The following is a 25,683-nucleotide window of genomic DNA, read 5'->3' on the forward strand; positions in this document are numbered from 1 at the left end:
ATATTTACAAAGTACAAAGCAATATGAAGAAAAGCATTTTTAAATTCATACTACTTTGTACTTTTTTTTTATTTTCCTGTGAGAATAAAAACACTTCTCAAAAAAACAATTTTAAAGAGCCTGCGTCTGGAGTTGTAATTTCATTTGATGATACAAGTATTAATGAATGGTATCAGGCTGATAAAACACTGCTCCAATATTCTTGGAAAGCTACTTTTTGTGTTTCAAAAATAAATACGTTGAGCCATTCTGAAATAAAGGAACTCCAGCAATTGCAAAAAGAAGGACACGAAATTGCAGGACATGGTTTCCACCATTTTGACGCACCTAAATTTGTTGCGAAAAACGGAGTTGACGCCTACATTAAACAGGAAATAAATCCAATGCTTGCTTTAATGCATTTTTATAATTTTAAAGTAACGGCATTTGCTTATCCTTTCGGTTTTAGAAATACTAACATTGACAAAGCACTTTTGAAAAAGTTTAAAATTATCAGAGGAACAACCTACGGAGCGCAAGATCCATTTTTCCAAAATTGCTATTACAATAACTCCAGAGTAGTTTATGGAATAGGTATAGATACGGATCATCCCAATTTTAGCATCCCATATCTTATAAAATTGTTGGATTATGCCAAGCGAAAGCATAAAATTCTGATTTTATTTGGTCACAAACCAGTGCAAAACATAACTGCTAATTATCAGACCAAAATGGAAACATTACAACTGATTTGTAATTATGTCAAACAACATAATATGACTTTTTACACTTTATCTGAATTAAACAATTTAAAATAACATTTCATTGCAACAGTGAAATGTATTAATTTTATAAAACACAAATGTTTCTGGCAAGTATAGCCCAGACAGCAGAGAAAAGCCTCGAGGAAATAAAGCTATTTTTTCTTGCAATGGCAGAGCGACCAAAGGAAGCTCCTGCAAGTGCAATTGAAAAAAAGATTTATGACCAATAGCTTGAAACGGATGGCTGGAATAGCTCCCAAATAAAATTAGAAACTATGGATACTGCAGTAGTAACGGAAGCGACACATCACTTACAGCCATTGATAAGCGATTTGGGATTAATCCTAATGACTGCAGGAGTTGCAGTATTGTTGTTTAAAAAAATCAAGCAGCCTCTGGTTCTAGGATATTTGATTGCCGGATTTTTAGCTGGAAACCATTTTGATTTTTTCCCATCGGTGACCGATATTAAAAGTGTGGAGGTCTGGGCAGAAATTGGAGTAATCTTTTTATTGTTCAGTCTTGGACTGGAATTCAGTTTTAAAAAATTGATGAAGGTGGGTGGAACTGCTTCAATTACTGCGATTACTCAAATTTTTTCGATGGTTTTGGTTGGTTATTTTGCAGGGCAATGGATGAATTGGAGCAAGATGGATAGTATTTTTTTAGGAGTGATTCTTTCAATTTCATCTACAACTATCATTCTTAAAACATTTGAGGAATTAGGCGTTAAGGCTCAAAATTTTGCCGGAATTGTGATAGGTTCTCTCATTGTTCAGGACATTGTGGCCATCTTAATGATGGTTTTATTATCAACTATAGCTGTTAGCAATCAATTTTCGGGTGGGGAATTATTGCAATCCGTCTTAAAACTAGTATTTTTCCTAACGATTTGGTTTGTTGGAGGTATCTTCTTTATCCCCACGCTGCTCAAAAAGGCAAAGCATTTATTATCTGATGAAATGTTGCTTATTATTTCGCTTGCACTTTGTTTGATGATGGTTATTCTGGCTGCCGATGTTGGTTTTTCACCTGCCCTTGGCGCCTTTATCATGGGTTCTATAATTGCTGAGACTACACAAGCAGAACATATCGAGCATTTAGTAAAACCGGTCAAAGATTTATTTGGAGCCGTTTTCTTTGTGTCTGTGGGAATGCTAATTGATCCACAAACCTTGTATGAACATGCGATCCCTGTGTTTATTTTATCCCTAGTTACCATCTTTGGACAATCGATAAGCTCTACTGCCGGTGCGCTAATTTCAGGAAAACCTTTGAAAGAATCTATTCAAACGGGAATGAGTTTGTCTCAAATTGGGGAATTCTCTTTTATTATTGCATCATTGGGCATTACACTTCATGTAACAAGTTCGTTCCTATATCCTATTGTGGTTGCTGTTTCGGCTGTAACGACGTTCACGACTCCGTTTATGATAAAATTATCTACACCATTTTCAGAATATTTAGCAAAGAAATTACCCCGAAAATGGACTAAAAGTATTGAACGTTACAGCGCTAATACACAAGCTATAAAATCAGTTAGTAATTGGCAAATTGTAATGAATGCTTATCTCGCTCAAGTTATCTTGGTTTCCGTTATTATTGTGGCTGTTATTTTGCTCTCTTCCAAATTTATTTTACCATTAGTAGAACAATACCAATTTGGAAATGTGTTAGGTTCCTTGATTACATTAGGTTTCCTTTCTCCTTTTTTATGGGCACTTTCACTACGTCGTGTTGCTATAAAAGAAGTCGAGACACTTATGGAGGAGCGAAAATATCGCGGCCCTATGGCTATGATGTTTCTATTTAGATTGTTACTCACCACTTTTTTTATTGGTTTTTTATTGAATATATTTTTCTCTCCAAAAATTGCATTGATTGCGTTGATTGTAGCAATGATTGTGTATTTTATTTTTAGAAAAAAATTAAATGCTCAATATCATAAAATTGAAAATCATTTTTTATCCAATTTAAATGCGAGAGAATTAGCAAAACCGAAACGAAGTCGTAGTGATTTATCGCCTTGGGATGGGCATATGGCATTTTTTGACATTACTGCAAACTCTAACATCGTTGGAAATACTCTGAAAAAATTACAACTTCGGGAACAAATGGGGATTAATATATCATCTATTAAAAGGGGGGAAATAGTAATCAATATTCCTCAAAAAAATGAACGTTTATTTCCTGGCGATGAAATATGTGTTATTGGCACGGATACTCAGGTAAAAGAATTTAAACACTATCTAGACCATCACGAGACAGAAGTTCCAGATGTAATCGTAGAACCAGAAATTGTATTGCGACAAATAGAATTGAAAAATGAGTCCTATATTGGGAAAAGTATAAAAGATTCAAAATTACGGGAGAAAACAAGTGGTTTGGTTGTTGGTATTGAAAAAAAGGGAAAAAGAATCTTAAATCCCGAATCAGATATATTGTTAGAGAAAGACGATATTCTTTGGATTGTTGGAAATAAAAAATTATTAGCCGATTTGGTTCATAATTAATATAATTGAGTCTAAAGTCGAATGTTAGAAAGTTTTAAAGTCCTTTAAAACTTTATTTATATTTATGTAATGCAATTGTTTCTTTATAAAAAAAGGTGCACTTTTATGTACACCTTATGACTTTTGACTTTATGACTATTAACTTAATTATCTCGAGTAATTTGGAGCTTCTTTCGTAATCGTTACATTATGAGGATGGCTTTCGTTGATACCACTTGCAGTGATGCGAACAAAACGGCCCGTTTCCTGTAAAGTTGGAATATCTTTTGATCCACAATATCCCATTCCGGCACGAAGACCACCAACGAATTGTTGCATGCTTTCGTTCAATTCTCCTTTGTAAGGAACACGACCTACAATTCCTTCCGGAACCAGTTTCTTAACATCATCTTCCACATCTTGGAAATAACGATCTTTTGACCCTTCCTGCATTGCTTCAACAGAACCCATTCCACGGTATGATTTGAATTTTCTTCCTTCGAAAATAATAGTTTCTCCAGGAGATTCCATAGTACCGGCAAGCAACGAACCTAACATCACACAATCAGCACCAGCAGCAATAGCTTTAGGGATATCACCTGTATAGCGAATTCCTCCATCAGCAATTACTGGAACTCCAGTACCTTTTATAGCGGCAGCAACTTCAAGAACAGCTGAAAACTGAGGAAAACCAACACCGGCAACAATACGAGTCGTACAAATAGAACCAGGTCCAATTCCTACTTTCACACCGTCAGCGCCATTTTCAACCAAATATTTCGCTGCTTCAGCGGTGGCAATATTACCAACAATAACGTCTAATTCAGGAAATTTAGCTTTCACTAATTTTAGTACATCTACAACTCCTTTTGTATGTCCGTGAGCCGTATCGATAATAACAGCATCAACTCCAGCATTCACTAAAGCGGTTGCTCTTTCTACAGCATCTGCAGTAACTCCTAATGCGGCAGCAACACGTAAACGACCGTATTTGTCTTTATTTGCATTTGGTTTTTGGGTCAATTTAGTAATATCTCTAAACGTAATTAAACCCACAAGTTTATAAGCGGCATCTACTACTGGGAGTTTTTCAATTTTATACCCTTGCAAAACGACTTCGGCTTGTTCTAGTGAAGTTCCTTCGGCAACTGTTACCAAGTTCTCACTTGTCATTACCTCAACGATAGGTCTTACATTATTTTTTTCGAAACGTAAATCACGATTAGTGACAATTCCTTTTAGTATTTTGTTTTCATCCACAATTGGAATTCCGCCAATACCATACTCTTTCATTGCATTTTTAGCATCGGCAACAGTAGAAGTAAGCGGCAAAGTAACCGGATCGATAATCATTCCTGATTCGGCACGTTTTACTTTCCTCACCTTAGCGGCTTGTTGCTCGATAGTCATATTTTTGTGCAAAACACCAATACCACCTTCTTGAGCCATAGCAATTGCCATAGCGCTTTCGGTAACAGTATCCATAGCAGCAGACACTATTGGAACATTAAGCGTTATATTTCTTGAAAATTTTGATTTGATACTCACTTCGCGTGGAAGAACATTTGAGTAATTAGGAACTAATAATACATCATCGTATGTTAATCCTTCGCCGATAATCTTAGAATTGTGTGCGATCATTGCAATTTGTAGTTGTAGTTAAATTGCGTGCAAATATAGACAATCTTAAGCAAAAAACGACTACTTTTTATAAAAAATGATTAAATTGCATTGTAAATAGACTCTCTTTTCTATCCGCTTTGATTGTTTGCTATGTAACAAAATTTGATTAATTTCTTTTCGATGACAGAATCTAAACAACATATCAAAGGGCTTTCAGACGATCAGGCATTAAAATCAAAGGCGGAAAACGGCTCTAATACTTTATACCATCAAGATAAAAATACCTTTTTTACTTCTTTAATTGAAATGGTTAAGGAACCTATGTTTTTATTACTGATTACGGCAACAGGAATTTATTTCATTACCGGTGATTATGGAAATGGAATTTTTATGGCTGTGGCAATACTATTGGTTTCTACGATTTCACTTTATCAGGAATCTAAAAGTAGGAATGCCATAGAATCCCTAAAAAAACTATCCCAACCCAAAAGTAAAGTCATACGCAATAGTAAGATTACAGAAATTCCCAGTGAAGAAATTGTGTTGGGTGATTTCATTCAAATAGAAGAAGGCACATTTATTCCGGCTGATGCCATAATTATCCAATCTAATGATTTTTCTGCCAATGAATCGATACTTACAGGCGAATCACTTGCTGTTTTTAAAAATGAACAGTCAGAAAACAACCAGGTATTTCGAGGAACTATTGTAGCCAGCGGATTGGCCATTTGTGAAGTTAATGCAATTGGTGGAGAAACAAAAATTGGCAAAATTGGTAAAAGTATTGAAACAATTATTGAAGAAAAAACACCATTACAATTACAAATCGGGAATTTTGTAAGGAAAATGTCTCTTGTAGGCTTAGTCATTTTTGGTATTGTTTGGGGTATTAATTATTACAATTCAAAAAATATTTTAGACAGTCTGCTAAAAGCATTAACCTTGGCAATGAGTATTATTCCAGAGGAAATCCCAGTAGCTTTTACCACTTTTATGGCATTGGGTGCCTGGCGTTTAATGAAAATGGGGATTATTGTAAAACAAACAAAAACAGTGGAAACTCTAGGAAGTGCCACCGTAATATGTACCGATAAAACTGGAACTATCACTCAAAACAAAATGAGTCTGGCGCAAAGGTACATTTTTGCATCAAATGAAATAAAAGACATTGGTACCGAAAATAACAGTTCCAATTTAAGTAAAGAAGAACTGGAATTAATAAGTATTTCGATGTGGGCTAGTGAACCTATTCCGTTTGACGGAATGGAAATTGCTTTGCACGAAGCATATACTAAATTAAAAATTACTGACGAAAGACCTAATTTCAAGTTAATCCACGAATATCCTTTGGACGGAAAGCCTCCTATGATGACCCATGTTTTTGAAAACCAAAGGGGAACGAGAATCATTGCTGCCAAAGGTGCACCAGAAGCTTTGATTGCAAGTTCTAATCTATCAGAGAAGGAAGCAGACCATATTTTAAAAGCCGTGGAAAGCATGGCAAATAAAGGTTTCCGAGTTTTAGGTGTTGGCGTAACTGAATTTTCAGGGAATAATTTTCCAAAAAAACAGCAGGACTTTGTCTTTCGATTTAAAGGCTTAATTGCTTTTTATGATCCACCAAAAGAGAATATTAAAGCGGTTTTCGAAACTTTTTATAACGCAGGAATTCTAGTAAAAATAGTAACCGGGGATAATGCTGTCACAACATCTACCATAGCAAAGCAAGTGGGTTTCAGAAACCCTGAAAAAACCTTAAATGGTGATGAATTAATGGCAATGGATGATGCAACTTTAAAAGAAAAAGTAATGGAAACCACCATCTTTACGAGAATGTTTCCTGAGGCCAAACTTAAAATCATAAAAGCTTTAAAAGATAATAATCAAATTGTGGCTATGACCGGCGATGGCGTAAACGATGGTCCTGCATTAAAATCAGCGCATATAGGAATTGCTATGGGCAAAAAAGGAACGGAAATCGCCAAAGAAGCAGCAAATTTAATACTGATTGATGATGATTTTTCTAAAATGACAGATGCAATTGCTATGGGAAGAAAAATCTATATCAATCTAAAAAAAGCGATTCAATATATCATTTCTATACATATTCCCATAATTCTAATTGTCTTTATTCCTTTGGCATTGGGTTGGGTTTATCCAAATATTTTCTCGCCGGTTCACGTTATTTTCCTGGAGATAATAATGGGTCCCACCTGCTCCATCATTTATGAAAATGAACCTATGGAACGAAATCTGATGTTGCTAAAGCCAAGGCCTTTTACTAACACTTTTTTTAATCTGAAAGAAATTACCATTAGTATCATTCAGGGACTTATGATCACTTTTGGACTCCTATTTGTTTATCAATATTGTGTGGTGACTAATTGTATCGAAAGTGTAACGCGAACAACAGTGTTTCTAACATTAATAGCGTCAAATATCTTTCTGACACTTGTTAATCGTTCTTTTTATTATTCCATATTTACCACTTTAGGCTATAAAAATAATTTGGTTTTGATGATTATTTCCTTAACGATTATAATCACCGCGTTACTATTATTTGTGCCTGTATTTTCACATTTTTTCCAATTTGAAACAGTCTCCGGAAGCCAAATAAGTTTGAGTATTTTAGTTGGATTTGTTTCGGTTCTTTGGATAGAAATATACAAATGGCTCAAACGTAGAAAACACCAATAAACCAAGCTAATTTAGATGCTTATTTATCCTTAAAAATAATATTTAATCCCAATTGAAAAGATAAACTGTTAGCTTTAGAAACATCCCTATATTCTAAAAGGTTATCCGCAAGAATGTAAAAATTTACAGGTCCAAAATTACTTGACAACCCCAATCCTATGTTTTTATAAGAATACGAATCTATTGTATACGTAGCCTTCATCTGTAATGCATTGAAAATTTTTCTTCTATAATATGTTGTAAAAGCGATCAAAGGAGTCCTCGGTGTTGTCAAGACAAACAACTGCGCACCTACGGCACTTTTATAGCTAGTTTCTGGATTATAGTCCGTGCAATTACAATCAGTAGAGCGTTCTTCTTCAAAGGAATATTGAATAGAGGAGTTGAACTTTGCAGGTCGCCAAGTAGTATATTTAGTGTGCAAAGTATCTAATGGAATAGCATCTTTAAATTGCTGATATACATCCCCCCCAGTATTTCCTCCATTGAATTTAGGATTTATTCCATCATACTTATAATATCCTTTGTAAGTTAAATTCTCTACCTCTTTAGTATGTTTTATAAAACCAACATCAACAATGCTTGCTGTGAACTGGATATTTTTTTTAGGATAGTACGTAAGTCCCGCATCAAAACCGACACCCAAATTACCTCCAAATAAAGCTTTATTTTTAATATCTTTTGCCACATCCCCATTGTAATCCTCATCGTCATACTTGGCAATACCGGACGTATTGAGTTGCAAATTAGAGTAAATAACTTGTTCGTATATATTTACATTCGAAGGTATTGTATAAATATATCCCGAATTTTTTGTTGAAGAAGCATTAAAAATACTGGAATAAATTTTTCCTCTAGCGCCAAATATCAACCTCTCATTTATATTTTTGTGATAGCCTATATGTAGCACCGTCAGCATCTCAGCTTTTACATTCAAATCCCCCAAATCAAATACTTTCCCCAGATAATCCATATTTCCGTCCAAAGCCAAAATAGCGAGATCTTTTGGCATATAACTCAGGAAATCAAATTCCTGATACATTCCAAAAGAAACATAGGAATCATATTGATCTTGTCCTCCTCTAATCCTGAATCCTCCGGTGAATAACTCTATTTGTTCATTTATTGCTGCTCTATCTTTTCTTGTAGTAGAAAACACGACATCACCCAATTTCACATTAAAATCCACTCCATTGTCAGCAAATAAATCATACGCAGAGAAACCGCTGGAACCTACATTTGCCGAAATCCCTGATAATAATGGAATCCCAAAATAGAATTTATAAGTAACATCAGCACCGGGATTAGTCATCAACGACTGTGGTACTGACGTGAAATTATATAGAAGTTGTTTGTTTTGTGAAATACTTTTAACCGACACAAATAGAATAAAAAGCAGGATTATTTTTCTCATTGAACTATTAAATAAGCAGTGACACCTGAACGTAATTTAAAACTACCGATACTATTTTCGCTTAATGGCGGACCAGCAAGCATTTTTAGAACAAAAGTCATTTTAGTAGTGCTTTTCAATAGGTCAAGGTTACCATTTTCAAATATTTCTGTTTTTGTAATTGAATTTGCTACACCCGTATAAGCCGGAATATTGAAGCTTATCGTATAAAGCGGCTGATTGTTTCTGTCCTGCAATATGATATCTAACGTATGCCCTCTATTAATTGTATTGTCAATTTCAAAAGATAAATCAGCTCTTGTTAAATGCTTTTTAAAAAAAGCGTCATTAAATACATCCACTGTTGGAGAACCAACCGTTAAATTATGTTCTATTCCATTTGTCACAAATTCATGTGCAGGAATTTCAAAGTAGGCTAAATTTGCAACGAAAATAGGTTCTAATTTCAAATCATTAGCTTGGTTGAAATCTAAATCACTTGAACATGAAAAAGAGAATAAGGATATAATAAATAACAATAAAATTCTATTGAAAGACAGTCGTTTCATCATTTAAATTTATTAAAATCAATCTCAATTATAACAATACGAACGCATCAATTGATTACTTATTATTTTACTCACCAAATGTTACTATTTAACGCAATTAAGCTTACTCACTAATGAAATTCCCCAAACAACTTAGAAGCTTCATTATAAGCACTTTCAAAACTCATTGGACTTAGATTAGTGTTTTCTTTTTTTGAAGTAAAATACGACAATAATTTCTCTGTTGGCATATTACCTGTTAGATCATCTGTTGCCATAGGACACCCGCCAAAACCCTGAATTGCACCATCATAACGACGGCAACCCGCTTTGTAAGCCGCATCAATTTTCTCAAACCATTTATCTGGTGTGGTATGAAGATGGGCTCCAAACTCTATTTCAGGATATTTTGGAATTAAATTCGAAAACAAATACCCAATCACTTCAGGAGTCGAACTTCCCACCGTATCCGAAAGCGATAAAATCTTAACGCCCATATCAGATAATTTTTGGGTCCACTCCCCTACAATCTCCGTGTTCCATGGATCTCCATATGGATTCCCAAATCCCATAGAAAGATAAGCTACCACTTCTTTTTTGCTTTTATCCGCAATTTCTAAAATCTCTTGTAAAGTGATTAATGATTCCGCTATGGTTTTATGGGTATTCCGCATTTGGAAATTTTCTGAAATCGAAAAAGGAAAACCCAGGTATTGTATTTCAGGATGAACAGCAGCTAATGTCGCGCCTTGAGTATTCGCAATAATTGCCAATAATTTACTTCGGGTTTGAGATAAATCAAGTTGTGCAAGCACTTCGGCGGTATCCTGCATTTGCGGAATCGCTTTTGGTGAAACAAAACTACCAAAATCTATGGAATCAAATCCTACACGCAATAAAGCTTGGATGTATGCTACTTTTCTTTCAGTAGGTATAAATGGCTTTATGCCTTGCATGGCATCGCGTGGACATTCTATAATTTTTATTGGCTCCATAGAAAGCCAAAGATAGAAAAACAATTATGAATTATAAATTATGAATTTCAAATTTATGAAAATTGACTATATTACGTATATTGGTAATAAAATATTATATTACATTATTTGGTAATAATAATTATTATTACGTTATTTGGTAATGTTTATAATTTAAGGAACTTAACTTTTTAATTACATTTGAATATGACAAGCATAATCACAGGAGACATCGTTAATTCAAGAAAGCTACCTTCTAACATTTGGATTGACGGCTTAAAAAAACTATTCAATACTAAAGGAGAAAATCCAATAGAATGGGAAATTTATCGCGGCGATGAATTTCAACTGGAAATTAAAAATGTAGAGGAAGCGCTGCTAGCAGCTTTAGAAATTAAAGCTTATCTGAAAGGTATCAAACTTGATGCAAGGATGAGTATTGGAATTGGAGACAAAACCTATCAAGCAAATAAAATTTCTGAAAGTAATGGAACTGCATTTGTTCGTTCTGGAGAACTTTTTGACACTTTAAAAAAACAAAAAACTACCTTAGCAATCAATTCCGATAATCCTGACATTGATTCTGACATCAATCTAATGCTTCGCTTAGGATTGACTTTTATGGACAATTGGTTGGTTCAATCAGCAGAATTTGTTTTGACAGCCATACAAAACAAAGGATTATTGCAAGAAGAAATAGGTGTAAAACTGGGCATAAATCAAGCTGCCGTAAGCCGAAGACGAAAACGAGCACAATTTGACCTGATGATGGAATTAGATAATTATTTCAGAAAAAAAATTAAAACCATTACCATATGATTATTTTCATAAAACTGTTTCTGGCGCATTTACTTGGTGATTTTTTACTGCAGCCTACTTCCTGGGTTCTAAACAAGGAAGATAAAAAACACAAAAGCATTGTCCTTTATCTTCATACACTATTACATGGTGTGTTAGCTTGGATCTTAATTGCTGAAATAGATTTTATATGGTTTGCAGTTCTATTGGCACTAACGCACGGAGGAATTGATTACTTAAAACTAAGATTTCAGAAAAAAAAAACAAAACGTACTTGGTTCCTTGTGGATCAAGCCATGCATATTCTCGTAATCATAGTTATTACAATGATTTATAAAAACGAGACTATTGATTTCACAGTATTCGACAATCAATTTTGGATATTTGGCACAGGCCTGCTGTTACTTACAAAACCAACTTCAATTCTTATAAAGAACATTATCTCCATTTGGACACCCGAAAGTAAAAAAAGTGATGACTCCTTGTCCAATGCTGGTAATTACATTGGAATATTAGAGCGCTTATTTGTATTTTGTTTCATAATTACCAATCACTTTGAAGCGATTGGCTTTTTATTGGCCGCAAAATCAATTTTTCGTTTTGGAGATTTGAAAGAAGCAAAAGACCGAAAACTTACTGAATATGTCCTTATCGGAACCTTACTGAGTTTTGGGATTGCTATGCTAACCGGGCTTTTAGTAGCGTGGGGGTTGCAATCGCTTTAAAATTTCTTTATTTATGGCTTTCACCAAAGCCGGACCTTCGTAAATAAAACCAGTATACAATTGTACGAGACATGCTCCTGCTTCCAGTTTTTCGATAGCATCTTGGGCAGAATGTATTCCTCCTACTCCAATAATTGGAAATGCTTTTTTGCTTTTTTGAGATAAAAAACGAATAACTTCTGTAGATCGTTTTGCTAACGGTTTTCCGGATAATCCTCCCATCTCTGATTTATTTTCGGATTGCAAACCTTCGCGAGAAATAGTTGTATTAGTTGCAATAACTCCGGCAATCCTGGTTTCCTTAATAATATCTATGATATCCAGTAATTGCTCATCAGTCAAATCAGGAGCAATTTTTAACAGAATAGGTTTTTGTTTTGGCTTAGCCAAATTCTTATTCTGAAGCGTTTGCAGCAATTGAGTCAATGGCTCTTTGTCTTGCAAGGCACGAAGATTTGGTGTGTTTGGCGAACTCACATTAACTACAAAATAATCTACATAATCATATAACGCATCAAAGCAAATTTCGTAATCAGAAGTTGCTTCTTCGTTAGGAGTCAGTTTGTTTTTACCTATGTTTCCACCTATTAATACACCTGTGTTTTTTTTCAATCTTTCGACCGCTTCTTGAACACCTCCGTTATTAAAACCCATTCGGTTAATGATGGCACTATCCTCCTTAAGACGGAATAAACGTTTTTTAGGATTTCCTTCCTGACCTACTGGCGTAAGCGTTCCTATTTCGATAAAACCAAAACCAAAGTTGGACAATTCTTTATATAACCTGGCATCTTTATCAAAACCTGCTGCCAATCCCACTGGATTTTTGAATTTTAATCCGAATACTTCCGTCTCTAATCTGGGATCATTGATATTATAAAGTGATTTAAAAAGCAATGAAAATCCAGGTATTTTTGATAAAAATCGAATCAGGGAAAAAGTGAAATAATGAACTTTTTCTGGATCGAACCAAAAAAGTATAGGGCGAATTATTAATTTATACATGTTTGTTGTGTTGGTGGTGCAAAAATAGAACTATCTACTCGATAAATAAATATTTGGAAAATAATTTTAATAAATCATTTTGCGCTTTAAAAATAAACTTAAAATATTCAACATCAATTTATAGCTAAATTAAAAGGCTCGATTTATATTTTTATAGAAATAATCTGAATAACTAATTATAAATGACTAATTTTAAGTGTAATACGTCATTCCAAATAAACTACTATTGTAGGTTTTATAATTTAATTTTAAAAAAAAAGCAATGAAAAAAGATTTAAATTTCCGTAGATTCTTGTCTTTTTGCATCACTATCATTGGATGCATATTTATGTTAGCAAGCTGTGATTCTCCCAAAAAAGAGAATAAAGAAAGCTTTGATATGGCTGAAGCCAAAAAAGGTATTGAAGAGCAAAACTTTATTTTTACCGAGGCGATGAACAAAAGTGACTCTGTATCTGCAGCCAATTGTTACACTACAGATGCAAAATTTATGCAGCCCAACACAAAAGCAACTGTTGGCAGAAATAACATAATTCATGTTATATCGGATTTTATGAAATCTGGCATGCCCAAATTTAGTTTGAATACTATAGAAGTTTGGGGAAATAATGATCTATTAGTTTCAGAGGATGAATGGACATTTACCGACAAATCGGGCGAAGCATTAGACCATGGAAAATCATTAGTCGTATGGAAAATGGAAGATGGAAAGTGGAAAATGTTCCGTGATTGCTATAATTCTGATATGCCAATGAATAAGTAAAATGAAATTATTTTTCTATTTACAAAATGAATTTAAAAAAAACCGAAACTATAAATATGGTTTCGGTTTCTTCTTTTCTGCAACTGAAAAATTAGTTTCACACTAAAATTTTGAATGTCTTTACTTTTTAGTTTTCCATTTTCATTTTTGTTCTTTTCATCATCATTCCATTCATTTCCATTTTGTCCCCATTTTTCATCATCATGGTTTTCCCGTTTTTCATCTTTACCATCCCATTAGGAAAAACCATTGAACCATTAGACATCATCATTTCATTTTCCATCATCATCATCTTACCGTTTTTCATCATCATCATTTTTCCGTCTTTCATCTTTACATACCCTTCCATTTTATTCATCATCATCATGCCATTCATATCCATCATGTCGCCGTTTTTAAACATCATGGTTTTGCCGTCTTTCATTTTTACCATCCCGTTTGGAGAAACAACAGAACCATTAGGCATAGTCATTTTTTTTTCCATAATAATCATCCTTTCTCCTTTCATCATCATCATTTTACCATTTTTCATCATTAAATGATCTTTCATTTGGACCATTTTTGGATCGTACATTTTGGAATCATACATTTTAGCATCCTTAGCCATAGCGCCTAAAGTACAAATAACCACTGCTAATAAAATAAATAAATTTTTCATAATATATTGATTTTTAGTTTTTTACATTATTAAAATTACAAAAAAAAATAGTTATAAGAAAATCTTTTTAATTTTTAATTCACAAAAAAAATCTAAACTAATAATTACAACACGCAGAAGAGCCCCTTACAAAAAAAAAGAAATCCTATTTACAGATTCCTAAAGATCTATTTATAAATTAGCAAACTAAAGGCCTTATATTTAAAAAAGCATGCACAATAAAATCGTCTTAATAGTTGGTAGGGAAAATCTACAAAAAGACGGTTCACTAAACACCGCATTATTAGACTATTTATACCAGCAAAATTATATGATTCTTTACGAACCAATTGGTCAGGAAATATATCATAAGATTAATATAGAAAGGAAATATAAATGGTTCCCTGCAATTTTAAAAAAAATATTTTGGAGAATTTATCTTTTGAGGTATACTATTCTTAATTTTAATCTTTTTTTAAAATCCTTCCGCAAGAATATAAATACTGTAGAATTTCGCTCAAAAATATTAAAACAGTTTATCTTAAAATTGGATACTACAAAAGAAATAATCATAATCTCAAGATCAGCTGGTGGATTAATAGCAACAAAAATTGCAGATGAACTAAACATAAAACATATTATTTGTTTGGGTTATCCTTTTCGACATCCTGAAAAAGAAGAGGAACCTCACCGATTTATGCATTTAAAGAACTTAAACACTCCCTTCTTGATAATTCAGGGTACAAATGATGCTTATGGCGGGAGTGAAATTGATACAAAATATGAGCTTGCGCAAACAATTGAGCTATTTTTTGTGGAAACAAATCATGATTTTAAAACCTCAGCTGATGATTGGAAAAAGGCGATTTCAAAAATTCACAGTACCATTAATCCAACTGTACAGCAATCAACAAGTAGCAAGACAAAATTTGAACAAAAAAATAGTTAAGTATCATAAATCCTAATATATTTACCCCAAAATAATTTTTGCATTAAGGCTTTTGATTTATTCCCTTTTTATTTTAAAATTAAAACTCAAAGCAGTCACCATTTGATAATTCTTAAAAGCTATTTTCCAAAATTTTAAAAAAAACACTTTGAAAATGATTAATGATACAAATTGGCACGAAAAACATAAGGCAACATTAAATGTGGGAAGTCGTTTAGCAGACTCTGTAGCTAAAGGAATGGGGTCGTGGAAGTTCATTATAGTTCAAACCATATTGGTAGTGCTTTGGATGACATTAAACATTGCTGCTTTTACCTACCACTGGGATGTATATCCATTTATTCTCCTAAATCTTCTTTTTTCTACTCAGGCTGCTTATGCGGCGCCTATCATTATGATGTCCCAAAACCGTCAAAGTGAAAGAGACAGATTACAGGCACAAGCAGATTACCAAACGAATATTGACGCAAAACTAGAAATAGAAGCCTTAACTATTCAACTAAATAAATTAGAAGTTGAGAAACTAGATGTAATAATTTCCTTGTTGAACGAAATGAAAGAAACTAAATAAGTCCTCAAAATTATTTTTTTTGAAAGCTTTGTCATAAATTTTGCGGACTTGTTTCATTGGCTACAATTAAAATTATTTCTTAATTGTCTGTGATTGCTAAGTTAGCATGTCCAGTGCTAATTGGTCTAAAAAAAGAAACTAAAGAAAAACACCTAAAAAACTTATTTGGTGATATGAATTAACCTCATTAAGCATATTATTATTATTATGATTAATACTGAATAATTGCAAAATGGTTTAGAAAACTTTTGAAATTCAGAAAAATAAAACGGTACCCTAAAGCACCGTTTCATTTTAATTAAGATTAATTTTATTTTTTTATAGCTTCATTTATAGCTTCTCTATCCAGATATTGGTTTACCTCATCAATTTTATCATTTTCATCAAAATGAAAATCAGTATGAATCCATTGCGTCATCGATTTTCCCCCTTTGTATTTTGCCGTAGTTTTATACCAACCCAACAACCAATTCCCGGTCTTTTTAACATTTTCCAGACTATTAACTTTTACTGGCAACCAAATTTCATTTTCGAAAGTGATCGTTTCAATAATATTTGCTCTTCTATTTCTCCAATATTTATCGATAGCCGGTTTGCCCACTAAACTATCTCCACTATTCCAATAATATTTGGCATTATCGGCATAATTAGCCATCCATGCATCCATATCACCCTTGGTTAAATCCTGCAGTGATTTTTTACCCATTTCGGTATATTTAGCATCTGCAAATTCAACAGGTTGCACTTTTGGATCAGGCGAAATTACTGCTGGAGTTTCTTCCATTGTTTTATCTTTCTTGCATCCTACAAGAAAAGAAAAGCACAAAGCAAATAATAGTAATTTTTTCATAATCTAAAAATTTGAAGTTAATAATCTAAAAATCAAAAAAAGATTTGGGAAAAATCAGTCTTAAATTTAACAATAAAAATTGACATAACACTAACAAATTGTAAAAAATTAAACAACAAATAACTGAATTACAACAATATACCAATTATAAATAGAAGTATTTAAAAAATTTATTTTCGAAAAACGTTCACAAAAATCACCGGCATAATTCGATTCTTCCCACCTAATTGTACTACGAAAAAAGCTTAAAATAAGTAAACAAAATGAATAAAGAGCTCTAGAAGGATACCGAAAATAGCTTCTAAAAAAATGATTATCTTTGCATAAAACAAATAAAAAATGCAACATATTATAGATCGATTCATCAGTTACGTAACTATTGATACAGAATCTGACGCAGGCTCTGAAACCACGCCAAGTACCGCTAAACAATGGGACCTAGCCAATAAACTAGTTGAGGAATTAAAAGCTATTGGCATGCATGACGTAACAATAGACGACAAAGCATACATCATGGCTACTTTGCCAAGCAATGTTATTCATGAAGTACCAACTATTGGATTCATTTCACACTTTGACACCACGCCCGATTTTACCGGAGCCAATGTAAAGCCTCAAATTGTTCCTAATTATGATGGTAAAGACATTGTGTTAAATGCAGAACAAAATATTATATTATCGCCTAATTATTTTAAAGATTTGTTACTGTACAAGGGGCAAACCTTGATTACAACTGACGGAACTACATTATTAGGTGCCGATGATAAAGCCGGAATCACCGAGATTGTAACTGCAATGGAATTCCTTATCAAAAATCCTGAAATCAAACACGGAAAAATCAGAGTGGGTTTTACACCAGATGAGGAAATTGGTCGTGGTGCGCATCATTTTGACGTAGAGAAATTTGGAGCCGAATGGGCATATACAATGGACGGCAGCCAAATAGGCGAACTGGAATATGAGAATTTTAACGCGGCTGGCGCCAAAATTATTTTCAAAGGAAAAAGTGTTCATCCTGGTTACGCCAAAGGAAAAATGATCAATTCTCTGCTGATTGCCAATGATTTCATCAATGAATTACCTGCTGATGAAACACCTGAAACTACAAAAGGATACGAAGGCTTTTTTCATGTACATCACCTTAATGGCGGTATTGAAGAAACCGTTTTGGAACTAATTATCAGAGACCACAACAAGAAAAAATTTGAAAAACGTAAAGAATTGATCGAGAAAATCACTCGAAAAATAAATAAGAAATTTGCGAAACAATTTGGTGCTGATATTGCTACAGCCGAAATAAAAGATCAATATTACAATATGAAAGAAAAGGTAACGCCTGTAAAACATATTGTGGACATTGCTGAAAAAGCGATGAGAGAAATAGGTATTAAACCACTTATTAAACCTATTCGTGGCGGAACTGACGGTTCTCAATTGTCATACAAAGGATTGCCTTGCCCAAATATTTTTGCAGGCGGTCATAATTTCCACGGAAAATACGAATATGTTCCCGTTGAAAGCATGCAAAAAGCAGTAGAAGTTATCGTGAAAATTGCTGAATTAACAGCACTAGGCGATTATGTAAAAACGGAAGAAACCATTAAAAATAAAAAATAATTGGACTCACCAAAAACCGATACACATACTTGGGATAAAGTAAATAGTTGGTCAGAAGAATTAGAATTTCTGAAATCAATTATTGCCAAAACTGAACTCATCGAAACTACAAAATGGGGAGGTTGCGTTTATGTCTTAGATAATAAAAATGTGCTCGGGATAGGAGGATTTAAAAATTATTTTACCATTTGGTTTTTTAATGGCGTTTTCCTTAAGGATGAAAAAAAAGTTTTAGTTAACGCACAAGAAGGCGTTACTAAATCATTACGACAATGGCGCTTTACATCAAAAGAGGAAGTAGAAGAAACTTTAGTTTTAGATTATATTCACGAAGCTATTCAAAACGAAAAGCAAGGAAAAATAATCAAACCCCCAAAAGCGGAACTTAGGATTGAGATACCAGAAATTTTTCAGAAGGAATTAGATTTTAATCCAAATTTAGCCGACGCTTTTCTAAAATTCTCACCATACAAACAAAAGGAGTTTTTAGAATATATTGTCGAAGCTAAACGAGAAGAGACTAAACGTTCCAGACTAGAAAAGATAAAGCCAATGATACTCGAAAACATTGGCTTAAATGACAAATATCGCTAAAATTAAGACCCAATTCTGAAAAATCAGAGTTGGGCTTTTTTTTTTAAAATCACATTATGTAACATAAATGCAATTTAATAATCATTCGATGAAAATTGCATTCAAATTCATAACCCCGACATCTTTTGAAAACTATTGAAAAGGAATTATATCCTTTTTCACTTCTTTCTGTGCATTGTGTTTATTGTAAAGCGCATCAAAATATTAGTATTATACTGAAAACCTTAACATTGACTAGTTTGTTAAATCACTATATTTACTAACAACTGCTTAACAATCTATTAACACCACAGCTAACTATTCGTATAATTTCATAAAAAACTAATACTAAAAATATAAATTATGATACAAAAAAAAGAAACGCAAATTGATTCAGTATCGCCAGCAAAACCTAAAATCGATAAGCCAGTTAGAACTCGGACAACAAAAATTGTCGAACATGTTATGGAAGCTGTTGCAATTGAAGAACCAAAAATTGAAGAAACTAGCACCGAAAATGTAGAAGTCTCACCTACTAATCCAGATGACAGTAAATCTTCAAAAAAGAAAGGTGATAAAAACAAGACTAAAAAGAAAGCGAAAATGAAAGCAAAAGAAAAAGCTAAAAAGGCCGACGCAAAAGAGAAAGCAAAACAAAAGGCGAAAGCAAAAGCAAAAAAGGCTAAAAAAGCAAAAAAGGAGAAAGCAAAAAAAGCCAAGGTAAAAGCGAAAGCAAAAGAAAAAAAGGCTAAAGCGAAATCTAAAAAAGCAAAAAAGAATAAAAAAAATAAGAAGAATAAAAAATAACCAAATTGCTATATAAAAAAATGCCCTGAAATTCAGGGCATTTTATACTAGTTCGAAAACTACTATTATTTTTTTACAGCTGCAGTATTTAATGCTGCGCTCATTTCCATAGAGATAGCGGAACGCTCCATTTTTAATTTTCCTGACATAGTTTCAACGATAACTGTAGTATCAGCTAATTCAGAAACTTTTCCGTGAAGTCCACTTTTTGTAATAATTTTGTCGCCTACTTTCAAGCTGCTTTCAAATTCTTTTTCGCTTTTAGCTTTCTTTTGTTGCGGTCTTATCATAAAGAAATAGATTACCACAAACATTAATAGAAACGGCGCAAATTGAGTTAATTGTCCCATAATTTTAAAATCTCTTTTTTGTTTATTAATATTACATTAAACCACGACCAGCTTTAATCATCTTTTTGCTAGCCTGTAGCTCTTTTACTAAATTATCTAAAATTCCGTTGATAAAAATACTACTTTTTGGTGTAGAATACTCTTTGGCAACTTCTAAATATTCGTTAAGGGTAACTTTTACTGGAATCGATGGAAATTTTAGAAATTCACAAATAGCCATTTTAAGAATAATGGTGTCAATTTCGGCTATTCTATCGCTGTCCCAATTAGGCGTTTTATCAACATATTCTTTAGCAAATTCTGCTTCGTTCAAGACTGTTTTTCTAAACAAATCTTTTACAAAATCCTTGTCCTCGTTGTCTTTATACAATTTAGGCACTCTGAAATTATCATCTTCACCCGATTTAATCGCTTTCAATTGCTTGATTATCTGAGTATTAACCAGTGGAATATCGTCTACCCAAGTTAATTTATCATCTTCTAAATATTCATAAAGTTTTTCATTAGGAACAATTACATCCATAAATAAATCAACAATAAATTGTTTATCCTCTTCGAATGTATTGATTGAATTACTCATGTATTTTTCATACAACTTGCTTGCTTTTATATCATTAAGAAGCAACAAGATATAATCATCGTTTTTTGTCCAATTGTCAATTTTACGATTTTCAAGAGCAATATTAAGTGAATTGTTTTCTGAAAGAATTTGAAAAATACTATTTTTAATAAATTTTTCGTTTGGCTTACGCTCCTCAGCAGTAGCAAGATGTTTCAGAGATGATTTATGCAAAAAGATGGTTTCTTTTTTACAGATTTCAATCAGGGAAGAAAGCATTATTAGGTATAAATCTTGAATATTATCGATACTATAGAAAAGAAATTTTTCCTCTTTTTCCAGATTATCAGAACCGTTTTGATGCATCGCATAAATGGATTGCATAACTTTAACGCGTATGTGTCTTCTATTTACCACCTTGTAAGAACTTTTATTAATTAGAGTGCAAAAATAAGAATTTCATCCGTGTAAATAAAATTAAAACACCTTTTTTTAAAAGTAATCAGTATTCAGTCTCGGTTTCCAGTTCTATCTGAACACTGCGACTGAACACTGAACACTATTCATTAACTTACTTTTTATTCTCTATCTTTCTTTGATCAATACGATTTTGAGCAATAGTCAAAGCCGCATGATGGGTTGTAATTCCATTAGCAATGGCAAATGCAAAGATCTCAAGAGTTGTATTGTAAATATTCTCTGTTTTACGCATAATCTCTGCTTTGTCATAATGCGCTAATTCCGCATAAACATTGATAATACCACCGGCATTAATCAAAAAATCAGGGGCATAAAGAATCCCTCTTTCTTGCAAAATTGCACCATGAATATTCTCATTTGCTAATTGGTTATTGGCTGCACCAGCAATTACTTTAGCTTTAATTTTATGCACAGTGGCATCATTTATAGTCGCACCCATAGCACAAGGAGCATAAATATCAACATCGGCAGAATATAAATCATCACCGGTGAAAATTGTAGCACCGTATTTAGATCCAACTTCGTACAATTTTTCTTCATTGATGTCTGCGATAGTAACTATTGCACCTTCTTTTGTCAAATAATCAACTAAAGTTTCTCCAACATGACCAATCCCTTGTACCAACACTTTTTTTCCGCTAAGTACATCTGAACCAAACTGCTGTTTTGCAGCAGCTTTCATACCAAGATATACGCCGTAAGCTGTTACTGGCGATGGATTTCCAGAACCGCCTTTTGATTCAGAAATTCCGGTCACATAAGGCGTAACGTCTCTAACAGTGTCCATATCTGCAGTTTCCATTCCTACATCTTCGGCAGTGATATATCTTCCGCTTAATGAATGTACAAACTCACCAAATTTACGCATCAACTCAGGTGTTTTTTGGGTTTTGGCATCACCAATGATAACCGCCTTACCTCCACCGATATTTAATCCTGTAATGGCTGCTTTATAAGTCATACCGCGAGAAAGTCGCAATACATCATTTAAAGCTTCCCATTCATTGGCGTAATTATACATGCGAGTACCTCCCAAAGCAGGACCCATAACCGAATTATGAATACCAATAATTGCTTTTAAACCTGTATCTTTGTCGTTGCAAAATACAATTTGTTCGTGATCATTAAATGATAGTTGACCAAAAACGGGATCCATTTTTTGAAGTTCCTTTCCAGTTGTGAAAGCTGCATTCATAGTATTAATTTTTATAGTGATAAAATTATGAATTTGTCAAAAAGACAAATCAAATTTACATAAAAAATACACATACACTAATATTTTAGCCTGAATTTATCAATATGGTAATTATTACGAACAAATTATAATTTTAAGCTTTATCAAAAATTGATTAAAAAACAAAAAACAAAACTATTTCAATAAAGAATATCTTAAAAACATGAAAGAATTACGTTATTTAAATAAATACTTTGTCAAATATAAATACAGCTTTTCCCTCGGTATTATATTTACCATTATCGCCCAGATATTTTCTTTATTTACACCAAAATTAATTAGCAAATCATTCAAAGTAATTGAATCCTTTTCTAAAGACAAAAATGTAGCTATTTCAGTAATTCGCGAAGAACTAATTTCGAATATTTTATTGATCATTGCCACAACTATCATAGCTGGTTTTCTTACCTTTTTGATGCGACAAACGCTTATTGTTATGTCGAGACACATTGAATTCGATTTGAAAAATGAAGTTTTCCGACAATACGAAAACTTATCGCAGAACTTTTATAAACAAAATCGTACCGGTGATTTAATGAACCGTATCAGCGAGGATGTTTCAAAAGTAAGAATGTATGTAGGCCCTGCGGTTATGTACACGATAAATACTTTTATTCGATTTACAATTGTCATCGTATACATGTATAATGTTTCGCCTCGCTTGACTTTATATACCATTCTTCCTTTACCACTATTATCATATTGCATTTTCAAATTAAGCTCCGAAATCAATAAGCGAAGCACCATATTTCAACAATATTTATCCAAAGTTTCCAGCTTCTCGCAAGAAATATTTTCTGGAATCCGTGTGATAAAAGCGTACTCATTAGAAGATCAGCATCAAAACAACATGGTAAACCTGGCCAATGAGAGCAAAAGCAAAAGTTTAAACTTAGCCAAAGTTCAATCTCTCTTCGGACCATTAATGCTGGCACTTATAGGAATAAGTAACTTGGTCGTGATTTATTTTGGGGGATTAATGTATATTGATGGTACCATAAAAAGCATTGGAACGATAGCAGAATTTATCTTGTATGTCAACATGCTTACTTGGCCAGTGGCTTCTTTAGGATGGGTTTCTTCTATGGTTCAAGAAGCCGAAGCCTCCCAAAAACGTCTTAACGAATTCCTTAAAATCGAACCTGAAATAAAAAATAATAATCCAAATAAATCTGTTATTGAGGGTACTATTTCTTTCGAAAATGTAAGTTACACTTACGAAGACACCAATATAGAAGCATTAAAAAATGTCACTTTTACAGTCAAAAAAGGAGAAACACTAGCGATTCTAGGAAAAACAGGATCTGGAAAATCAACAATCTCTTCATTAATATCTAGATTGTACGATGTAACAGGCGGAAAAATAAACATTGACGGAAACGAAATAAGCACTGTAAACCTTTATGATTTGCGCAACAGCATTGGGATTGTACCGCAAGATGCCTTCTTATTTTCGGACAGCATAAAAAATAATATAAAGTTTGGTAAAGAAAACGCAACCGACGAAGAAGTAGAATCAGCAGCAAAAAATGCCGTTGTACATGATAACATTATTGGCTTTAATAAACAATATGACACCATATTAGGGGAACGAGGTATTACCCTATCAGGAGGACAAAAGCAACGCGTTTCTATTGCCAGAGCAATTATTAAAAACCCTCCTATATTACTTTTTGACGATTGTTTGTCGGCAGTAGATACAGAGACCGAAGAAGCGATTTTGAATAATTTATCTGAAATTTGCAAGGATAAAACTACCATTATAGTAAGCCATAGAGTTTCATCAGCCAAAAATGCCGACAATATTATCATTCTCGAAGACGGAAAAATAATCCAACAAGGTTCTCATAATCAATTGATAAATCAAGAAGGGTACTATGCTTCCCTATATTTAAAACAACTTTCAGAAAAAGAATTGCTTTAATTGTTGTGTAATACATATATTTTTTAGATTTTTGAGTACTACTTAACAACCATAAATTGATAGAAAGGATTATGAGAGAAAATGACATGTTAGAAAAAGAAGAGATATTTTCAAAAGTTCTAAGAGCTGGAAGAAGAACTTATTTCTTTGATGTGAGGGCTACAAAAGCAGATGATTACTATATTACGATTACCGAAAGTAAAAAATTCACTGAGGAAGATGGCTCGTTCCACTTCAAGAAACACAAAATTTATTTGTACAAAGAAGATTTTGCTGCTTTCGCAGAAATTCTAGGAGAAATGACCTCTTATGTTTTGAACCATAAAGGAGAGGAAGTAATCTCTGAAAGACACCAAAAAGATTTCAAAAAAGAATATGCTTCTGATAAAGTAGAAGACGAATTCATACCAAAAACATCATCTTTTACTGATATTGAATTTGATGATATTTAATCCTTAGTTACCTACTTACAAAACTAACAAGTCCAAAAGTCAATTGATTTTTGGACTTTTTTTTGTTTTTAAATCCCCCATCGCTGACAAAGTAGTATCATCCCCTTACTATTCATAATATGGTAATAGTTTAATAATCGTCGCAATTTATATCCTAACCGCGGATGTGTTGAAAGTTTGGTTTTTCAAAAAACACCTGCATTCGTAGTAATTACGCTTTGGTTCGAATACCATTTTTTAAACTTCACAAAATAATTTAGTCATTAAAATATTTGAAATTAATTTCTAAAAAGTATTTTTGTTTAATGGAAACGAAACTATTAATACTGGCAGGACTTGGTGATTCCGGAGAAAAACACTGGCAAAGCTATTGGTTACGAAAATTTAAAAACAGTTCTAAATTAGTTCAGACGAATTGGGAACAACCTATACTGGAGGATTGGCTTAGCAATTTAACGGAAGCTATTTCAAAAATAGATTCTCCAACTATTTTAGTGGCACACAGTCTTGCAGTTTCTATGGTTTTGCATTGGGCTGAAGCAAATACTAATTCGAACATAATTGGCGCGTTATTAGTCGCTCCTGCCGATGTTGATTCTTCAGAGCACACTCCTGAAATAATTTGGAATTTCTCGCCAATACCAACTGGAAAATTACGTTTCCCATCTATTGTGATCACCAGTGCTAATGATCCCTATATTTCTACAGTAAGAGCTGAATATTTAGCTAAAATCTGGGGTAGTGATTTTATAAATATTGGTAAAAAAGGACATATCAACTCCGATTCAAATCTCGAGTTTTGGGAAGAAGGCCAATTGATTTTGGAACAATTAATAAATAAAATTAATTCCGATTCATAAATAAAAAAACTGCTTTATTTAAAAAACAGTTTCTAAATTTTGACGACAAATCATCCAAC

Annotated in this window: 24 protein-coding genes; 14 read left to right on the forward strand and 10 right to left on the reverse strand. The window is 33.1% G+C overall.

Features of this window, described 5'->3' with window-relative positions; genetic code table 11:
• Positions 1–23 precede the first annotated feature (23 nt).
• Both BUC23_RS06960 and BUC23_RS06965 read left to right on the forward strand, forming a co-directional pair.
• Positions 24–797 (forward strand): polysaccharide deacetylase family protein, encoded by a 774-nt coding sequence (locus BUC23_RS06960; protein ID WP_073207550.1) that lies wholly within the window; start codon positions 24–26, stop codon positions 795–797.
• A 221-nt stretch (positions 798–1,018) separates the two neighbouring features.
• Positions 1,019–3,256, forward strand: a complete 2,238-nt coding sequence (locus BUC23_RS06965) for a cation:proton antiporter domain-containing protein (RefSeq protein WP_073207553.1) — start codon at positions 1,019–1,021, stop codon at positions 3,254–3,256.
• A gap of 147 nt (positions 3,257–3,403) precedes the next feature.
• Here the strand turns inward: BUC23_RS06965 and guaB are convergent, their stop codons facing one another.
• Positions 3,404–4,876 carry an IMP dehydrogenase gene (guaB, locus tag BUC23_RS06970; RefSeq protein ID WP_073207555.1) on the reverse strand — a complete coding sequence of 491 codons (1,473 nt, stop codon included), beginning with the start codon at positions 4,874–4,876 and terminating at the stop codon, positions 3,404–3,406.
• Positions 4,877–5,038: 162 nt separating this feature from the next.
• Here guaB and BUC23_RS06975 point away from each other — a divergent pair, with 162 nt between their 5' ends.
• Positions 5,039–7,555 carry a cation-translocating P-type ATPase gene (locus BUC23_RS06975; protein ID WP_073207558.1) on the forward strand — a complete coding sequence of 839 codons (2,517 nt, stop codon included), beginning with the start codon at positions 5,039–5,041 and terminating at the stop codon, positions 7,553–7,555.
• A 19-nt stretch (positions 7,556–7,574) separates the two neighbouring features.
• On the opposite strand, the gene BUC23_RS06980 is transcribed toward BUC23_RS06975, so the two are convergent.
• The 3 genes from BUC23_RS06980 to BUC23_RS06990 form a co-directional block, all read right to left on the reverse strand.
• Positions 7,575–8,969, reverse strand: a complete 1,395-nt coding sequence (locus BUC23_RS06980; protein ID WP_073207561.1) for a DUF5723 family protein — start codon at positions 8,967–8,969, stop codon at positions 7,575–7,577.
• Positions 8,966–9,520 carry a hypothetical protein gene (locus BUC23_RS06985; protein WP_244153780.1) on the reverse strand — a complete coding sequence of 185 codons (555 nt, stop codon included), beginning with the start codon at positions 9,518–9,520 and terminating at the stop codon, positions 8,966–8,968. Before BUC23_RS06985 ends, BUC23_RS06980 begins: the two co-directional genes overlap by 4 nt.
• 107 nt (positions 9,521–9,627) lie before the next feature.
• Complete coding sequence (locus BUC23_RS06990; RefSeq protein WP_073207567.1) at positions 9,628–10,491, reverse strand: hydroxymethylglutaryl-CoA lyase; 864 nt, start codon at positions 10,489–10,491, stop codon at positions 9,628–9,630.
• 186 nt (positions 10,492–10,677) lie between these two features.
• Between BUC23_RS06990 and BUC23_RS06995 the strand changes: the two genes are divergently transcribed.
• A complete protein-coding gene (locus BUC23_RS06995) occupies positions 10,678–11,289 on the forward strand; it encodes a hypothetical protein (RefSeq protein WP_073207570.1) in 612 nt (203 codons plus the stop codon).
• Complete coding sequence (locus tag BUC23_RS07000) at positions 11,286–11,993, forward strand: DUF3307 domain-containing protein (RefSeq protein ID WP_073207573.1); 708 nt, start codon at positions 11,286–11,288, stop codon at positions 11,991–11,993. The genes BUC23_RS06995 and BUC23_RS07000 overlap by 4 nt, the downstream gene beginning before the upstream one ends.
• Here BUC23_RS07000 and BUC23_RS07005 read toward each other — a convergent pair.
• Entirely contained in the window at positions 11,964–12,998 is a 1,035-nt protein-coding gene (locus BUC23_RS07005) for a quinone-dependent dihydroorotate dehydrogenase (RefSeq protein WP_073207576.1), read from the reverse strand. The two genes, BUC23_RS07000 and BUC23_RS07005, sit on opposite strands and share 30 nt — an antisense overlap.
• Positions 12,999–13,260: 262 nt before the next feature.
• Between BUC23_RS07005 and BUC23_RS07010 the strand changes: the two genes are divergently transcribed.
• A complete protein-coding gene (locus BUC23_RS07010) occupies positions 13,261–13,761 on the forward strand; it encodes a YybH family protein (RefSeq protein WP_084538309.1) in 501 nt (166 codons plus the stop codon).
• A 127-nt stretch (positions 13,762–13,888) separates the two neighbouring features.
• Here the strand turns inward: BUC23_RS07010 and BUC23_RS07015 are convergent, their stop codons facing one another.
• Positions 13,889–14,419: a DUF6799 domain-containing protein gene (locus BUC23_RS07015; protein ID WP_073207582.1), complete on the reverse strand. Its 531-nt coding sequence runs from the start codon at positions 14,417–14,419 to the stop codon at positions 13,889–13,891.
• 211 nt (positions 14,420–14,630) lie between these two features.
• On the opposite strand from BUC23_RS07015, the gene BUC23_RS07020 reads away from it, so the two are divergent.
• Positions 14,631–15,347: an alpha/beta family hydrolase gene (locus BUC23_RS07020; RefSeq protein ID WP_073207585.1), complete on the forward strand. Its 717-nt coding sequence runs from the start codon at positions 14,631–14,633 to the stop codon at positions 15,345–15,347.
• A gap of 154 nt (positions 15,348–15,501) precedes the next feature.
• On the forward strand, positions 15,502–15,918 hold the full coding sequence (locus BUC23_RS07025) for a DUF1003 domain-containing protein (RefSeq protein WP_073207588.1): 417 nt from the start codon (positions 15,502–15,504) through the stop codon (positions 15,916–15,918).
• Positions 15,919–16,228: 310 nt separating this feature from the next.
• Here BUC23_RS07025 and BUC23_RS07030 read toward each other — a convergent pair whose 3' ends face one another.
• On the reverse strand, positions 16,229–16,768 hold the full coding sequence (locus BUC23_RS07030) for a nuclear transport factor 2 family protein (RefSeq protein ID WP_073207591.1): 540 nt from the start codon (positions 16,766–16,768) through the stop codon (positions 16,229–16,231).
• 339 nt (positions 16,769–17,107) lie between these two features.
• Here BUC23_RS07030 and pepT point away from each other — a divergent pair, with 339 nt between their 5' ends.
• The 3 genes from pepT to BUC23_RS17315 all read left to right on the forward strand — a co-directional run bounded on the left by pepT (position 17,108) and on the right by BUC23_RS17315 (position 19,765).
• Entirely contained in the window at positions 17,108–18,385 is a 1,278-nt protein-coding gene (pepT, locus tag BUC23_RS07035) for a peptidase T (protein WP_073207593.1), read from the forward strand.
• The gene (locus BUC23_RS07040) at positions 18,386–18,979 is read left to right on the forward strand and encodes a YdeI/OmpD-associated family protein (protein WP_073207596.1); all 594 of its coding nucleotides are present in this window, start codon (positions 18,386–18,388) and stop codon (positions 18,977–18,979) included.
• A gap of 342 nt (positions 18,980–19,321) precedes the next feature.
• On the forward strand, positions 19,322–19,765 hold the full coding sequence (locus BUC23_RS17315) for a hypothetical protein (RefSeq protein ID WP_139259787.1): 444 nt from the start codon (positions 19,322–19,324) through the stop codon (positions 19,763–19,765).
• Positions 19,766–19,830: 65 nt separating this feature from the next.
• On the opposite strand, the gene yajC is transcribed toward BUC23_RS17315, so the two are convergent.
• From yajC to BUC23_RS07060, 3 genes are all read right to left on the reverse strand, one after another.
• Positions 19,831–20,115: a preprotein translocase subunit YajC gene (gene yajC / locus BUC23_RS07050; RefSeq protein WP_073207599.1), complete on the reverse strand. Its 285-nt coding sequence runs from the start codon at positions 20,113–20,115 to the stop codon at positions 19,831–19,833.
• Positions 20,116–20,146: 31 nt separating this feature from the next.
• A complete protein-coding gene (gene nusB, locus BUC23_RS07055) occupies positions 20,147–21,058 on the reverse strand; it encodes a transcription antitermination factor NusB (protein WP_073207739.1) in 912 nt (303 codons plus the stop codon).
• A 187-nt stretch (positions 21,059–21,245) separates the two neighbouring features.
• Complete coding sequence (locus tag BUC23_RS07060) at positions 21,246–22,349, reverse strand: Glu/Leu/Phe/Val family dehydrogenase (protein WP_073207602.1); 1,104 nt, start codon at positions 22,347–22,349, stop codon at positions 21,246–21,248.
• A 202-nt stretch (positions 22,350–22,551) separates the two neighbouring features.
• Here BUC23_RS07060 and BUC23_RS07065 point away from each other — a divergent pair, with 202 nt between their 5' ends.
• From BUC23_RS07065 to BUC23_RS07075, 3 genes are all read left to right on the forward strand, one after another.
• Positions 22,552–24,312, forward strand: coding sequence for an ABC transporter ATP-binding protein (locus tag BUC23_RS07065; RefSeq protein ID WP_073207606.1), 1,761 nt, complete (start codon positions 22,552–22,554; stop codon positions 24,310–24,312).
• A 71-nt stretch (positions 24,313–24,383) separates the two neighbouring features.
• Positions 24,384–24,764, forward strand: a complete 381-nt coding sequence (locus BUC23_RS07070; protein ID WP_073207609.1) for a PUR family DNA/RNA-binding protein — start codon at positions 24,384–24,386, stop codon at positions 24,762–24,764.
• Positions 24,765–25,069: 305 nt separating this feature from the next.
• Positions 25,070–25,624, forward strand: coding sequence for an RBBP9/YdeN family alpha/beta hydrolase (locus tag BUC23_RS07075; protein WP_073207612.1), 555 nt, complete (start codon positions 25,070–25,072; stop codon positions 25,622–25,624).
• Positions 25,625–25,683 lie beyond the last annotated feature (59 nt).

It is taken from the genome of Flavobacterium xinjiangense, from assembly GCF_900142885.1.
Classification (GTDB): Bacteria; Bacteroidota; Bacteroidia; order Flavobacteriales; family Flavobacteriaceae; genus Flavobacterium; species Flavobacterium xinjiangense.

What these genes read in the sequence shown, in the direction of transcription:
- BUC23_RS06960 (WP_073207550.1), top strand. Translation starts at nt 24, where the DNA reads ATGAAGAAAAGCATTTTTAAATTCATACTACTTTGTACTTTTTTTTTA.
- BUC23_RS06965 (WP_073207553.1), top strand. Translation starts at nt 1,019, where the DNA reads ATGGATACTGCAGTAGTAACGGAAGCGACACATCACTTACAGCCATTG.
- guaB (WP_073207555.1), bottom strand. Translation starts at nt 4,876, where the DNA reads ATGATCGCACACAATTCTAAGATTATCGGCGAAGGATTAACATACGAT.
- BUC23_RS06975 (WP_073207558.1), top strand. Translation starts at nt 5,039, where the DNA reads ATGACAGAATCTAAACAACATATCAAAGGGCTTTCAGACGATCAGGCA.
- BUC23_RS06980 (WP_073207561.1), bottom strand. Translation starts at nt 8,969, where the DNA reads ATGAGAAAAATAATCCTGCTTTTTATTCTATTTGTGTCGGTTAAAAGT.
- BUC23_RS06985 (WP_244153780.1), bottom strand. Translation starts at nt 9,520, where the DNA reads ATGATGAAACGACTGTCTTTCAATAGAATTTTATTGTTATTTATTATA.
- BUC23_RS06990 (WP_073207567.1), bottom strand. Translation starts at nt 10,491, where the DNA reads ATGGAGCCAATAAAAATTATAGAATGTCCACGCGATGCCATGCAAGGC.
- BUC23_RS06995 (WP_073207570.1), top strand. Translation starts at nt 10,678, where the DNA reads ATGACAAGCATAATCACAGGAGACATCGTTAATTCAAGAAAGCTACCT.
- BUC23_RS07000 (WP_073207573.1), top strand. Translation starts at nt 11,286, where the DNA reads ATGATTATTTTCATAAAACTGTTTCTGGCGCATTTACTTGGTGATTTT.
- BUC23_RS07005 (WP_073207576.1), bottom strand. Translation starts at nt 12,998, where the DNA reads ATGTATAAATTAATAATTCGCCCTATACTTTTTTGGTTCGATCCAGAA.
- BUC23_RS07010 (WP_084538309.1), top strand. Translation starts at nt 13,261, where the DNA reads ATGAAAAAAGATTTAAATTTCCGTAGATTCTTGTCTTTTTGCATCACT.
- BUC23_RS07015 (WP_073207582.1), bottom strand. Translation starts at nt 14,419, where the DNA reads ATGAAAAATTTATTTATTTTATTAGCAGTGGTTATTTGTACTTTAGGC.
- BUC23_RS07020 (WP_073207585.1), top strand. Translation starts at nt 14,631, where the DNA reads ATGCACAATAAAATCGTCTTAATAGTTGGTAGGGAAAATCTACAAAAA.
- BUC23_RS07025 (WP_073207588.1), top strand. Translation starts at nt 15,502, where the DNA reads ATGATTAATGATACAAATTGGCACGAAAAACATAAGGCAACATTAAAT.
- BUC23_RS07030 (WP_073207591.1), bottom strand. Translation starts at nt 16,768, where the DNA reads ATGAAAAAATTACTATTATTTGCTTTGTGCTTTTCTTTTCTTGTAGGA.
- pepT (WP_073207593.1), top strand. Translation starts at nt 17,108, where the DNA reads ATGCAACATATTATAGATCGATTCATCAGTTACGTAACTATTGATACA.
- BUC23_RS17315 (WP_139259787.1), top strand. Translation starts at nt 19,322, where the DNA reads ATGATACAAAAAAAAGAAACGCAAATTGATTCAGTATCGCCAGCAAAA.
- yajC (WP_073207599.1), bottom strand. Translation starts at nt 20,115, where the DNA reads ATGGGACAATTAACTCAATTTGCGCCGTTTCTATTAATGTTTGTGGTA.
- nusB (WP_073207739.1), bottom strand. Translation starts at nt 21,058, where the DNA reads ATGCAATCCATTTATGCGATGCATCAAAACGGTTCTGATAATCTGGAA.
- BUC23_RS07060 (WP_073207602.1), bottom strand. Translation starts at nt 22,349, where the DNA reads ATGAATGCAGCTTTCACAACTGGAAAGGAACTTCAAAAAATGGATCCC.
- BUC23_RS07065 (WP_073207606.1), top strand. Translation starts at nt 22,552, where the DNA reads ATGAAAGAATTACGTTATTTAAATAAATACTTTGTCAAATATAAATAC.
- BUC23_RS07070 (WP_073207609.1), top strand. Translation starts at nt 24,384, where the DNA reads ATGAGAGAAAATGACATGTTAGAAAAAGAAGAGATATTTTCAAAAGTT.
- BUC23_RS07075 (WP_073207612.1), top strand. Translation starts at nt 25,070, where the DNA reads ATGGAAACGAAACTATTAATACTGGCAGGACTTGGTGATTCCGGAGAA.